This window comes from Methanoregula formicica SMSP (genome assembly GCF_000327485.1).
Lineage (GTDB): Archaea > Halobacteriota > Methanomicrobia > Methanomicrobiales > Methanospirillaceae > Methanoregula > Methanoregula formicica.
This window is the reverse complement of the sequence record NC_019943.1, coordinates 1,366,538-1,378,853: the sequence shown is the minus strand read 5'-3', so window position 1 is coordinate 1,378,853 and position 12,316 is coordinate 1,366,538. Positions and strand designations below refer to the sequence as shown.

15 protein-coding genes are annotated in these 12,316 nt (G+C 51.5%); 14 read left to right on the top strand and 1 reads right to left on the bottom strand.

Annotation, left to right across the window (positions count from 1 at the left end):
* Window positions 1-16 precede the first annotated feature (16 nt).
* The gene (locus METFOR_RS15555; protein WP_015285428.1) at window positions 17-241 is read left to right on the top strand and encodes a hypothetical protein; all 225 of its coding nucleotides are present in this window, start codon (window positions 17-19) and stop codon (window positions 239-241) included.
* Window positions 231-644 carry a type II toxin-antitoxin system VapC family toxin gene (locus METFOR_RS07045; RefSeq protein WP_015285427.1) on the top strand — a complete coding sequence of 138 codons (414 nt, stop codon included), beginning with the start codon at window positions 231-233 and terminating at the stop codon, window positions 642-644. The genes METFOR_RS15555 and METFOR_RS07045 overlap by 11 nt, the downstream gene beginning before the upstream one ends.
* 613 nt (window positions 645-1,257) lie before the next feature.
* Here METFOR_RS07045 and METFOR_RS07040 read toward each other — a convergent pair.
* The gene (locus METFOR_RS07040; RefSeq protein WP_015285426.1) at window positions 1,258-2,526 is read right to left on the bottom strand and encodes an ATP-binding protein; all 1,269 of its coding nucleotides are present in this window, start codon (window positions 2,524-2,526) and stop codon (window positions 1,258-1,260) included.
* Between the two features lie 618 nt (window positions 2,527-3,144).
* On the opposite strand from METFOR_RS07040, the gene METFOR_RS07035 reads away from it, so the two are divergent.
* The 12 genes from METFOR_RS07035 to METFOR_RS06980 all read left to right on the top strand — a co-directional run bounded on the left by METFOR_RS07035 (window position 3,145) and on the right by METFOR_RS06980 (window position 12,304).
* Window positions 3,145-3,525, top strand: coding sequence for a nucleotidyltransferase domain-containing protein (locus METFOR_RS07035; protein ID WP_199484004.1), 381 nt, complete (start codon window positions 3,145-3,147; stop codon window positions 3,523-3,525).
* 78 nt (window positions 3,526-3,603) lie between these two features.
* Window positions 3,604-3,861, top strand: a complete 258-nt coding sequence (locus METFOR_RS16195; protein WP_394295931.1) for a HEPN domain-containing protein — start codon at window positions 3,604-3,606, stop codon at window positions 3,859-3,861.
* A gap of 112 nt (window positions 3,862-3,973) precedes the next feature.
* On the top strand, window positions 3,974-4,294 hold the full coding sequence (locus METFOR_RS15550) for a nucleotidyltransferase domain-containing protein (RefSeq protein WP_015285423.1): 321 nt from the start codon (window positions 3,974-3,976) through the stop codon (window positions 4,292-4,294).
* A complete protein-coding gene (locus tag METFOR_RS07020) occupies window positions 4,287-4,670 on the top strand; it encodes a HEPN domain-containing protein (protein ID WP_199484003.1) in 384 nt (127 codons plus the stop codon). The genes METFOR_RS15550 and METFOR_RS07020 overlap by 8 nt, the downstream gene beginning before the upstream one ends.
* Window positions 4,671-5,055: 385 nt before the next feature.
* Complete coding sequence (locus METFOR_RS07015) at window positions 5,056-5,997, top strand: SDR family oxidoreductase (RefSeq protein ID WP_015285421.1); 942 nt, start codon at window positions 5,056-5,058, stop codon at window positions 5,995-5,997.
* 124 nt (window positions 5,998-6,121) lie between these two features.
* Entirely contained in the window at window positions 6,122-7,219 is a 1,098-nt protein-coding gene (locus METFOR_RS07010) for a DegT/DnrJ/EryC1/StrS family aminotransferase (RefSeq protein ID WP_015285420.1), read from the top strand.
* Window position 7,220: 1 nt separating this feature from the next.
* Window positions 7,221-8,198 carry a Gfo/Idh/MocA family protein gene (locus METFOR_RS07005; protein ID WP_015285419.1) on the top strand — a complete coding sequence of 326 codons (978 nt, stop codon included), beginning with the start codon at window positions 7,221-7,223 and terminating at the stop codon, window positions 8,196-8,198.
* 45 nt (window positions 8,199-8,243) lie between these two features.
* Window positions 8,244-8,837 (top strand): DapH/DapD/GlmU-related protein, encoded by a 594-nt coding sequence (locus tag METFOR_RS07000; protein WP_015285418.1) that lies wholly within the window; start codon window positions 8,244-8,246, stop codon window positions 8,835-8,837.
* Complete coding sequence (locus METFOR_RS06995; RefSeq protein ID WP_015285417.1) at window positions 8,834-9,928, top strand: DegT/DnrJ/EryC1/StrS family aminotransferase; 1,095 nt, start codon at window positions 8,834-8,836, stop codon at window positions 9,926-9,928. Before METFOR_RS07000 ends, METFOR_RS06995 begins: the two co-directional genes overlap by 4 nt.
* Window positions 9,929-9,988: 60 nt before the next feature.
* Complete coding sequence (locus METFOR_RS06990; RefSeq protein ID WP_015285416.1) at window positions 9,989-11,422, top strand: nucleotide sugar dehydrogenase; 1,434 nt, start codon at window positions 9,989-9,991, stop codon at window positions 11,420-11,422.
* A gap of 185 nt (window positions 11,423-11,607) precedes the next feature.
* The gene (locus METFOR_RS06985; protein WP_233504475.1) at window positions 11,608-11,922 is read left to right on the top strand and encodes a nucleotidyltransferase domain-containing protein; all 315 of its coding nucleotides are present in this window, start codon (window positions 11,608-11,610) and stop codon (window positions 11,920-11,922) included.
* Window positions 11,900-12,304, top strand: a complete 405-nt coding sequence (locus METFOR_RS06980; protein WP_015285414.1) for a HEPN domain-containing protein — start codon at window positions 11,900-11,902, stop codon at window positions 12,302-12,304. Before METFOR_RS06985 ends, METFOR_RS06980 begins: the two co-directional genes overlap by 23 nt.
* The last annotated feature ends 12 nt before the right edge of the window (window positions 12,305-12,316 follow it).

The window sequence follows — 12,316 nt, the reverse complement described above, 5'->3', positions numbered from 1 at the left end:
TGTATACAATATACTTATGGCAACCTCTGTTTACAGTATCCGGATCGATTCACGGGTACGGAAGATGATCGACGAGCTGCCGGGAAAGGAGTGCCAGGAGGAGATTCGGGCCCTCATCGAGAATACGATCAGGATGAAACGCAGAAAACAGCTCCTGGATAATGCACAAAAGAGACAGGAAACAAAAATCCCGGGCATGCCTGCAGCCCGGATTATCCGTGAGGCCCGCGATGATCGGTAAGACCGTTCTCGATTCAAGCGTCATTGCCACGGTCTTTTTCCCGGAAGATATGACAACAAGGACGATCAGGAAACTTGGTTTTGAACTTTATGTCACGGTGGACAGTGCCGTGGCAGACGCAGCACAGGTTGCCGCGAAACGGATAGCATCGGGGGCAGACAGCCCCGCTGACGTGAAGGAGATGCTCCACGATGCCATCTACTATATCACTCAGCTCTGCGATCCCATCCCCTCAGCCGAATTGATCGATCCGGCCCTAGACCTGGCCTGTGAGCTCAATATTTCCCTCTACGATGCGCTGTTCGTTGCCGCCGCAGTGCGCGAACACGGGGCGCTGTTCACGGCGGACAAGGAGCTTGCATCCATAGTAAAGAAGGTATGCAGAGTACGGGTGCTTGAGTAATTCTTTCCTTTTGCGTGAAGTTTGCCAGGGATTTAACAAAAAACTCAATTGGGTGCAGCTACCCCAGAATAATCCCCATTTTTCCCGTTCCGAATCCAAAAAAAAGGATCACGCCGTTGTGGCCGGCGACGTGTTTTTGTGCCCACAGGGGAGAGAAGGTGCGTTTTTCCGGCCACGTTTAACGGTGGACATAGGTATGGGATCTATTGCCCGGATTCTCCGACGTAAATGACCGGTTGGGGCCGGGGGATGTGGACATGAGTTAGCACATTGAGTGTCCACGCATTCCCGGAGACGTGAGCGGAGCCCGCTACGGGCTCCTTTTGACCATGGGGGGGAGTATGTATTGCCAAGGGCTCATGCTGTGCATTGGCAGGCAGCAGAAAATCTGTCATATATTCGGGGTAACTCCAGTATATTATTGGTTGAAGCAGGGATATGGAGATTTCAGAATTGTCCGTGAAGCCAAGGGTTCGGTTTTCTTGCACGGGGGCTCTTTACCAAAAAAATTCTGAAAGAACTTGGTTTATTTTATTCCATATTCGACAAAGATTTACGGATTGATCACCCGTTCTGTTGCGCAACCCTTATGATGATGCATAAGGGTATCGAATCACATATATCCGGGAATTCCTGGTCGCTGCAACCATTTCCAGAGGGGGATATACTGGATCTCTCCCCGTATGCCGAACCATTCCTCAGTTGTTATGTGTTCTTCTTCCCCGGTTAGGATGATGCGGTTTTCGCACGACAGATCCCGACCTGCTATCAGGAGAGCATTAACTTCCCGCCGTCGTGTCTTTTCATCGGTCAGATCGATACAGACCTGGATAAGTGCAACCACCTTCGTTTCCTGGTGGAGGACAAAATCAACTTCCTGATGCTTTGCGTTCTTCCAGTAGTAAAGGTTCAGGATTCCGGAAAGTTCCATCTGGTGAAGTGCAATTGCAACAAGGTTTTCATTCAGGTTCCCATCATTGCGGGAAAACCTGAATCCTTTGGCCATGACAAACCCGTTATCGATACAATAGATCTTCCGGTTTGCCATAACCTGTTCCTTTACCTTGTACGAGAATCTCGGGATCGAAAAAAAGAGAAATGCTTCTTCCAGGTACTCAAGGTATTTCCGTACGGTCCGGTCACTCCTGCAACCGGTTACCCTTGTGAGGCCGTGCACAGAATATTCCCCCGCAATAGTGGAACAGAGGTACTGGGCGAGATTTCCCAGGCCCTGTGGGGAGCGGACCCGGTAGCGCTGGATAATGTCCTTGTATATCACGGCATCAAAAAGACGCAGGAGGTATTCTTTCCGGTCAATAGAGGTTACCAGGTGTTCGGGAAATCCCCCGGTGACAGAATATTCCGCAAGGTATGCACGGTATTCACGTTCGGTATATTCCCCAGGTTTTGTCCGCAGGTATTCAGCAAATGAAAAGGGGAAAATGGTGGTAATGGTATGTCGGCCGGTCAGGTGCGTTGCGAGTTCTTTACTGAGCAGGCGTGCATTGCTTCCGGTGATATAGAGCATATATCCCTGCCGTGCCAGCCGGTTTGCCAGGAGTTCCCATCCCGGAATATTCTGGATCTCGTCAAGCAGGAGCGTTTTTGATCCATTGTAGAGATCGGCTATCTCAGTGAGAATATCAGGGATTTTTTCTGCACTATTGAGCTCTTCGTCATCAAAATTTACATAGCCGAACGGGCCCTGTGCCATGAGGTACCGGGTTACAAAAAATGATTTCCCTGCCCTGCGGGGACCACTCACAATCCGGATAAGCCGGCTGTTCCCGTTACGGATCTCTGCCGTGCGCTTGATGTACGGCTCTGCTTTCCGGAGCTCGAGTTCCCGCTTCTGCTGTAAAAGAGCATCCCTGACGGTCATTGTGTGTTCTGAATAATTATAATACAAAAAAGTAGTTAAAATTTTGTATTATGGTTTTTTACAGCATGCTAAACGGACTGATGGTGTGATCATGGAACCATTTCCCGTATGCAGTGTTTCCGGATTATTCGCACCTTGTGATCCTGAAATTGTCAAGAATATTCCATAATCAATTACCTCTTTCAAACTCGGTTGGTCGATGATATTCATTTTATAGTTAGCCGAGCATATAGATAGTGGACAAATTGAGAAAGTGATTTACAATCTGTCCAAATCAGCAGGGAGATCATTTATGATTAAATGCTTCCCGTTACTGATCTCTGCCATACGCTCGATATATGGTTCTTGACAGCGGAGATACAGTTCCCGTTTCTGTTGGATAAGAGCATACCTTACGGTCATGGTGTACCCTGAATTATTGTTTTAAACAAGGTAATCTTACAGAATGAGTGCCCGAACAACCATTTCCCGTCGGCCGGGTTTCCGGCCCGGACGTCTGTGTCCTGATACTTGTCCAGGACAATTCATTCGGCGGACTCACTGTAATCCTGCTACAAGTCGGTTTATTCACCGGCAGATCCCAAACAAGAGATGTGCATATAAGATTCCAGATAAAAGATGAACATAAACCAGGGATTTTCCCCCAGAGTATTCATGCAGAAAAGAGGAAAAATCCAAAAAGAAGCGCTGAACGAGATCCTTAGGTGTATTGTGGATGTCGCGAAACCGGAAAAAATTCTGTTTGGTTCCGCTGCACGTAACGAGATGGGTCAGGACAGCGATATTGTTCTGCTGGTAATCAAATCCGGAGATTACAATCCACATACCATTGCCGGAGATATTAATTTGAACCTGTTCGGGATAGGCCAGGCAATCGATCTGATCGTTGTAACCCCGGATCGGGTCAGAAAATACGCGGATTCACTGCACCTGGTCTTTTATCCCGCATTGCACGAAGGCAGGGTTCTCTACGATGTCAGCACAGTTGCCTCCGGATGATCCGAAGAACGGATGAGAAGGGCACGCAGCAGTCATGCAATAGCCCGTTGCTGCAAGCCGGATAAATACCGGTAAGACCTGTGTTTCCAGGCACATCGGGCTTCTGAAATGGCGATCAAGGCAGTAATTATTGCCCGTGCGCTCCCCCTGTCCTACATCCATGATATCCCGGATCTCCTTCTTCGCCTCGAAAGAAGCGGGCGTATCATTCCGGGTCCCATTACGTCAGCAGCCCGCCTAACACCCTATGCGGCACATACACGATACCCGGGCTTTGTATTCTTGGTTAGTCCGGAAGAATATGCCAAAAAGCACTTGTTCTTACAGAATCCGTAATAAAACGGGCAACCCTCGTTCTTCAGGAAAAGAGAATCTGAACCTGTCACGTTTGTCTGGGAGAACCACGGGCAAGTATTTATTGGGAATCGGGGAAGGATCATATAGAGAAATGTCCATCCAGAAACGGTACGAAACCGTTATCCGGCAATTTGTCCGGCAGGCACAAGAGCGGTATATTTCCCATATTGACAGGATCATTCTCTACGGTTCGGTTGCGAGAGGAGAGGCGAATCCGGATTCTGATATCGATCTCCTGGTACTCTGGAATGGGGATGAACACGAGGGCTGGCGGGCAATGACTGGCCTTGCGTTCGATATCATGGTAGATTCCGGGGAATATCTTTCCGTAAAGGTGATGAGTACAAAATCATTCAGTAAAGCATCCCCGTTCAGCCATAATGTCATTAGTGAGGGGATCACGGTTGCCTGATCGCGATCTTGAACTTGCTGCGGAAACCCTCGATGCTGCCGACTATCTGCTGAAAGGCGGGTATTACAATGATGCGGTCAGCCGGGCATATTACGCAATGTTCTATGCAGCCCGGGCGCTTCTTGCCAGTCGGGATCTCCATCCGAAAGGCCATAAGGGACTCATCCTCCAGTTTGGCCTTGAGTTTGTCAAGAGGGGTTTTATCGAAGAATCATATGGTCGTGCACTCTCTCATGCCAAAGAACGCAGGGAAACCGTTGATTATAATATTGATGCAGCGATGTCGCCTGATGAAGCATGGATCATTGTATCGGATGCACGGGATTTTCTTGATAGAATCGATCGGGCATTCGATGAAATGGGATTTGAGAATTAATACAGGTAATTGCTTACTACAAACTCCTTGTTATTCTGATGATATTGGTGGTTCCGCCGTAATATCTGTCTAAGTGTCGCATTGGACAGGATCATCATGTCGGAGGATTGGCGGCTTACAATCCCTCAATGCTTTTTTGAGGATGAGTCAACATCCAGATTGCGGTAGGTGACTGGACTTGAAAAGCCCTGCGAGAGGATTAGTAATTCCCCTCCTTATCCCGGCATCCCCATTATGGAGACGTTACCTGTCGGCGGGATTAATCGTTATTCTCCTGATATTTTTACTGAATCATGGCACCGGATAATCAGGATAATATTCTTTCACATACTATTATCATTGTTCAATCCTGTGAGAAATCTCCGGGTTTTCGAGGATTCGCATCATGAAATATGTTGTAACGGGCGGGGCAGGGTTCATCGGATCGCATATTGCCGAAGGACTTGTCGCAAACGGACACGAGGTTGTGATCTTTGACAACTTTTTTTCCGGGAAAAAAGAGAACGTGAACGATCTTCTGGCCGGCCCGAATGCTTCCTTGATCGAAGGGACGATCCTCGATTCCGCTACACTCCGGAAAGCGTTCGAAGGCGCTGATGGAATTTTCCATGAGGCTGCCATTGCATCGGTCCCGCGATCGGTAGCGGATCCCCGGGAAACGCATGAGGTCAACCTGTCCGGAACCGTTAACGTACTGATGGCTGCCCGGGACTGCGGTGTAAAAAAAGTTGTTTTTGCCTCATCTGCCGCGGTGTACGGCGACAAACCGGAACTCCCCAAGCGGGAATCGATGATGCCGGATCCCCTCTCGCCCTATGCGGTCACAAAATCAGCTGGAGAGAATTATTGTTCGGTCTTTTCCCGGCTCTATGGGATGCAGTGTGTTTCATTGAGATACTTCAATGTGTTCGGGCCACGGCAGGACCCGGGGTCGCCGTATTCCGGGGTAATTACCAAGTTTATTACCAATACTCTTGCGCACAAACCTGTCACGATATTCGGCGATGGGAAGCAGACGCGGGATTTTGTGTATGTGAAAGATGTGGTCCGGGCGAATATCCTCGCAATGGAGTCTCCGGTGTCTGGTGTGTATAATGTTGCCAGTGGTTCGCAGCTGGATTTGATGGAACTTTTGGAGATTGTTGCCAATGTGTCGGGGATCAGGGTGCCGGTGGAGTTCGTTCAACCTGCTGCGGGGGATGTACGGCATTCGGTTGCGGATATTGCTGTTGCTCAGGAGATACTGGGGTATGTGCCGGGGTGTTCGATGAGGGAGGGGCTGGGGGAGACGGTGCAGTGGTTCAGGGATTTTATATATTTTCCATAAACAAAGGGATCCATTGCCCACAAAAATCGTCCTTAAAAATAATCACATTCGCTTTTCTCACAACAAAATAAGATGCTTTAAGATGAATTGCTGAAAATTATTTTTGGAATATTTTTCGATACTCATGACTAAAATTCCCATTGCCAGACCATCCCCTGGAAAAGAGGAGGACAGAGCAGTCTCTGCTGTCATCCAATCCGGGATGCTTGCCCAAGGGCCTGCCGTTGCACAGTTCGAGAATCTTTTTGCTGATTACTGTAGTGTAAAACACGCAATTGCGGTCAATAGCGGGACCGCTGCACTTCATACCGCTGTGGCTTGTGCCGGCATAACGACGGGCGACGAGGTAATTGTTCCTACATTCTCTTTTTTTGCGACTGCGAGTTGCGTTTCCATGTGCGGGGCAAAGCCGGTGTTTGTGGATGTGGACGAAAAGACCTTCAACCTCGACCCGGACGCGGTCTCCAGAGCAATTACAAGGAAGACGAAGGCGGTCATTGGCGTACATCTTTTTGGCCAGCCATTCGATATCCGACCGGTGCAGGAGATCTGCAGCGATCATAAGATTGCCCTGATTGAGGATGCCGCCCAGGCACATGGGGCACAGTACCAGGGAAAACCTGTCGGCGGGTTTGGAAAGGCGGGCTGCTTCTCATTCTATCCCACAAAGAACATGACCACGGGTGAAGGCGGGGCAATAACCACGGATGACGACCAGTACGCTGCACGGATGCGGATGTTCATCAACCACGGGCAGAGCGAGAAGTACCGCCACGCGATGATCGGGTACAACTACCGGCTCACTGATATCGGAGGCGCGATCGGTTCCGAGCAGCTGAAGAAACTTCCAGCCTACAATAAGACACGGGCTGCAAATGCCGCATATCTCGACAAGCACCTGCAGAAGAAAGGGCTCATTATACCCCAGCGCCGGGACGGGACCGTCCATGTCTATCACCAGTACGTTGTCCGGATTACTCCCGATTTCCCCATGAAGCGTGCGGAACTCATGACGTACCTTGCAGAGCGCGGGATCGGCACGGCTGTCCATTACCCGATCCCCATTCACTCCCAGCCGGTCTATCTCGAACAGAACAAAAAGAAAGTCTCCTGCCCTGTCTCGGAACAGCTCTGCGATGAAGTCCTCTCGCTGCCGGTTCACCCGAACGTGACAAAGCCGATGCTTGAGGAGATCTGTTCAACCATCAACGGGGTGATGTAAGATGGATGTTGGTGTTATCGGTTGCGGGATCATGGGAAAAAACCATATCCGGGTATATTCTGAACTTAAACTTGTTGACCAGATTTATGTTTACGACCCCGATCCCAAATCGGTCAGCCACCTGAAGACCACGTGTGAGTCTGTGACCGTATGCCCGACCATTGAGAACCTGATCAAGAAGGTCGATGCAACCAGCATCTGTGTCCCAACCCCCTACCATTTCCGGGTTGCAAAGCAGCTGATCGAATCGCATGTCCCCTGTCTTGTCGAGAAACCTATCTGTCAGACCGTACAAGAGGCTCGTGAACTCGTGAAGATGATTCCCGATGACCTCACTGTGGGTGTCGGGCATATCGAGCGGTTCAACGCGATCATCCCCGAACTCGCCCAGATCATCAAGCACCCGGTCTATATCGAGATCAACCGGCATAACCCGGGTTCTTCGCGTATTGTTGGTACTTCGATTATCGAGGACCTCATGATCCACGATATAGACATTCTCTTCAACCTCTTCCCGATAAAAGAGTGGAGCCTGACGTGTTCCGGTAATGACGATGTCGCCACGGCCCTCTTCACTCTTGATTCCTGCCCGGCAATCCTTACTGCCAGCCGGAAGTCATCCAAGAAAATCCGAAGGATCTACATTGAAGAGGAGCATTTCACGGTTGAAGGGGACTACATGGCCCAGGAGATCTATATTCACCGGAAACCCGGCCGGTTCTCTATCGATGGTGAGCGGTACTCGCAGGAGACTACGATCGAGAAGGTGCAGGTTAATAAATCCGAGCCTTTAAAGAAAGAACTTAAGACATTCCTAAGGGCAGTACGGGATAAGAAACCGTTTACCGTTACACCCCAACAGGCACTGGAGAATATGGTGATATGTGAGAGGATTCACAAGGATCTCTCCAACCGGGAAAGACATGTGCCGGTTACCAGTTCCGGAAATCCGATCGTAGCTGACAGGGGGGGGACATAGAACCGGGAAGGCTCCCGCTCATGGTACTATATTCAGGAGACTATTATGAAATATGGAACGAATTCACTTGGCTCGGGTGCACAGGTTTTTGAACCGGTCACCTTAGGATTTCCCTCACGGAAACAGATGGGAAAGACGGAGTTTAAAGGAACGACAATCGGAAGGAATGCTGTCCTGCGGTCAGGAACGATCATTTACTGCGATGTCACGATCGGGGATGATTTTTCCACGGGTCATAACGTCATGATCCGGGAAGACACGACGATTGGCAACAAAGTGGCAATCGGGACTGCAAGTGTAATTGAGGGGACATGCACCTTGGGCAGTAACATCAGTATCCAGAGTATGGTCTTCATCCCGACCCGCACAACCATTGGTAACGGGGTTTTTATCGGACCGAATGCCGTCCTGACAAATGACCGGTACCCGCCGACCGGAAAACCCGAACTCATGGGGCCCGTTATCGAAGACAACGTGGCGATCGGTGCAAATGTAACGATTCTTCCGGGAGTCCGTCTGGGCAGGGGATGCGGGGTGGCAGCCGGATCAGTCGTGACAAAGGATGTTCCGCCCGGTGTGCTTGCGATCGGCTCGCCAGCCCGTTTCCGCTCCCTGCCGAAGGAGATGATGCGATCATGACCCGGATTCCTATAGCAAAACCCGAAGCCGGCGAGGAGGAGATTCGCGCAGTTTCTGATGTGCTCAGATCCGGCATGTTCGCCCAGGGGCCTGTTGTCAGACAGTTTGAGAACGAGTTTGCAGCATTGTGCGGGACCCGTCATGCAGTTGCGGTAAATAATGGCACAGCAGCACTTCATGCTGCGCTCGCATCCGCCGGCATCGGGCCCGGGGATGAAGTAATCGTTCCGACTTTTTCGTTCTTTGCAACGGCCAGCTGCGTCTCGATGTGCGGTGCCCGCCCGGTCTTTGTTGATGTTGACGAGCGCATGTTCGGGATCGATCCTGCCTGCGTGAACAATGCCATCACAGCAAAGACAAAAGCCGTGATCGGTGTCCACCTGTTCGGCCAGCCGTTTGATGTCCAGCCTGTCAGGGATATTTGCGATGATCATAACCTGCTGCTTATTGAGGATGCGGCCCAGGCGCACGGGGCGTTATACCGGAAGAAGCCCGTGGGCAGTATGGGCCATGCCGGCTGCTTCTCCTTTTACCCCACCAAGAACATGACGACCGGGGAAGGTGGAATCATCACTACGAATGATGATGAGTATGCGGCAGTGCTTCGCAGGTTCACAAACCACGGGCAGAGCGACAAATATTACCATACGATGATTGGCTATAATTACCGCATGACCGACATCGGAGCGGCAATCGGGAGGGAACAGCTGAAGAAACTTCCTGAGTTCAATGCCCGGCGGAGGGCAAATGCCGAATATCTCTCGGCTCACATCCATGCCCCGGGGATTGTAACACCGTTCTGCATGCCAGTTGCCACACATGTGTACCACCAGTATGTCCTTCGTGTCATTCCCTCGTGTCCCCTGTCGAGATCCGAACTGATCACGATGCTTGCCGCAAAAGGAATCGGGAGTGCGATCCATTATCCCATCCCGATCCACCGGCAACCGGTATACCTCAGTCAAAATCCAGAGGTTTCATGCCCGATTGCCGAACGGCTCGCGCAGGAAGTTGTATCGCTGCCGGTTCACCCGAATGTTACCGAGCCGATGCTTGATGAGATCTGCGATGCAATAAACAGCGTGAGCTGAAGCGAGAATAACAATCAGAGAAAATAATCATTTGTCCGACACCATTACAAAGAGAAGATCATGAAACCATCACTTGCCCATGTGATCGCGGAAAGGGGTCCTATCCGTAAGATCGGGGTCATTGGTATGGGCTATGTCGGCATTCCTGCCGCGGCACTCTTTGCCGATTCCCCCGCGTTCGGGCACGTATACGGATTCCAGCGCGATTCACCATCCTCCGGGTACAAGATCGCCATGCTGAACCGGGGCGAGAGCCCGTTGAAGGGCGAGGAGCCAGGCCTCGAGGACCTGCTCGCGAAGGTTGTCACTGCCGGGAAATTTTCCTGCACTTCTGATTTTTCCAAAATCGGCGAATGCGATGCGGTCACGCTCGCCATCCAGACACCATTCCTGGACAAGAAGGACCTGCTGCCGGACTTCTCGGCCCTGTACGAGGGCGTGAAAAACGTCGGGCATTACCTGAAGCCGGGGATGCTTGTCGTCCTCGAGTCCACGATCACGCCGGGCACAACGGCTGGGATCGCCCGCGAGATCCTGGAGAAGGAGTCCGGGCTTATTGCTGGCAAAGATTTTGCCCTTGCCCATGCACCGGAACGCGTGATGGTGGGCCGGCTGATCCGGAATATCCGGGAGCACGACCGGATCGTTGGCGGCATTGATGATGTGAGCACGAAGCGGGCAACGGAGCTGTACTCCCCGATCCTGACGATCGGCAAAGTTATCCCGATGAGCGCGACCGCTGCCGAAGTCACGAAGACCACCGAGAACACATTCCGCGACCTCCAGATCGCCGCGGTCAACGAGCTGGCGCTCTATTGCGAGGCAATGGGAATCAACTTCTACGATGTCCGGACCGGCGTGGACAGCCTGAAAGGCGAGGGGATCACCCGGGCAATGCTCTGGCCGGGTGCCGGTGTCGGGGGGCACTGCCTCACCAAGGACACGTTCCATCTCGAACGGGGCGTGCAGGTGCTCGGGAAGGACAGACTTGATTACCCGGCTGGTGAGCCCTCGCTCTATGTCCTTGCTCGGCACATCAACGACTTCATGCCCCGCCATATGCTCACGTTAACCCGGCAGGGACTGGAACGGGCCGGCAAGGAGCTGAAGGGATCAAAGATTGCGCTTCTTGGCTGGGCGTTCCTCGGGAACTCAGATGACGCTCGCGATCCGCCATCGGAAATGTTCTATGAGCTTGCCCGGGAAGCCGGTGCGAAGATCACGATCCACGACCCCTGGGTTGAGTCCTACCCGGGGATCACGCTGACAAAGGACCAGATGGGGGCCGTGAAAGGTGCGGATGCGGTTGTCATCTTCACCGGCCACAACGAATACCGGCACCTGGACCCCCGCGAGCTGAGGCGGGTCTGCTGCAGCGGCCGCCCGGTGATGGTGGACGGCCGCAATGTCATTGATCCTGATGCGTTTATCTCCGCCGGGTTCGTGTACAAGGGGATCGGCAGAGGGGACAAGAACGGGCACGGGATTTGGTGAGATGGGATTGTAAAGATCGTAACGGTTATTGGAGCACGGCTGCAGTTTGTGAAAAACCAGGGGATGACCATGACCGTCTCTTCGGACAGATATGCATTTAAGAATCAAAATAAAACAATCCAGAGTAGAACGGGGATTTATCCCACGGAGGATCTATGCAGGAAGGAAGAACAATCCGGAACGATGTGTTGAACGAGATCCTCACGCGTATTGTGGATGTCGCAAAACCGGAAAAAATAATTTTATTTGGTTCTGCTGCACGGGAAGATATGGGGCCGGACAGCGATATTGATCTCCTGGTGATCAAGAATGGTGCATTTGACGAGGGTTCGCTGACAGAGGAGATCTATATGCGCCTGATTGGTATTGGTAAAGCAGTCGATGTTGTCGTGATTTCTGCTGCAGATGTGGAACGATTCCACAACTCACCGTTTTTTGTTGTGCAGCCTGCACTGCTTCAGGGCAGGGAGGTCTATCGTGCCGGCACGATTTCCTCCTGATGATCCCCGGGAATGGCTGAACCGTGCGCATTCCAACCTCACACTTGCCAGTACGGTTCCGCGTAACGAACTTTACTTGGAAGATCTCTGTTACAATGCCCAACAGGCAGCGGAGAAAGCAATCAAGGCAGTTTGCATTGCCTACGATATCCCGTATCCTTATGTCCATGACCTGGCAGCGCTTGTCACTATCCTTATGAACCATGGCATTGCGGTTCCGGACAGGGTAAAAGAATCTGCAAAACTCACGCGGTTTGCCGTTGCCACCCGGTATCCCCGCATTCATCCACCGGTTCGTCTTGATGAATACCAGAGATCCCTTTCAATTGCCAAAGATGTCGTCCGCTGGGCTGAGACGATAATCCGGGAAAAGAGATCCTGAATCTGTGGTATA

Bases quoted from the DNA above. Each gene is read 5' to 3' on its own strand.
- METFOR_RS15555 (WP_015285428.1), top strand. From the start codon at position 17: ATGGCAACCTCTGTTTACAGTATCCGGATCGATTCACGGGTACGGAAG.
- METFOR_RS07045 (WP_015285427.1), top strand. From the start codon at position 231: ATGATCGGTAAGACCGTTCTCGATTCAAGCGTCATTGCCACGGTCTTT.
- METFOR_RS07040 (WP_015285426.1), bottom strand. From the start codon at position 2,526: ATGACCGTCAGGGATGCTCTTTTACAGCAGAAGCGGGAACTCGAGCTC.
- METFOR_RS07035 (WP_199484004.1), top strand. From the start codon at position 3,145: ATGAACATAAACCAGGGATTTTCCCCCAGAGTATTCATGCAGAAAAGA.
- METFOR_RS15550 (WP_015285423.1), top strand. From the start codon at position 3,974: ATGTCCATCCAGAAACGGTACGAAACCGTTATCCGGCAATTTGTCCGG.
- METFOR_RS07015 (WP_015285421.1), top strand. From the start codon at position 5,056: ATGAAATATGTTGTAACGGGCGGGGCAGGGTTCATCGGATCGCATATT.
- METFOR_RS07010 (WP_015285420.1), top strand. From the start codon at position 6,122: ATGACTAAAATTCCCATTGCCAGACCATCCCCTGGAAAAGAGGAGGAC.
- METFOR_RS07005 (WP_015285419.1), top strand. From the start codon at position 7,221: ATGGATGTTGGTGTTATCGGTTGCGGGATCATGGGAAAAAACCATATC.
- METFOR_RS07000 (WP_015285418.1), top strand. From the start codon at position 8,244: ATGAAATATGGAACGAATTCACTTGGCTCGGGTGCACAGGTTTTTGAA.
- METFOR_RS06995 (WP_015285417.1), top strand. From the start codon at position 8,834: ATGACCCGGATTCCTATAGCAAAACCCGAAGCCGGCGAGGAGGAGATT.
- METFOR_RS06990 (WP_015285416.1), top strand. From the start codon at position 9,989: ATGAAACCATCACTTGCCCATGTGATCGCGGAAAGGGGTCCTATCCGT.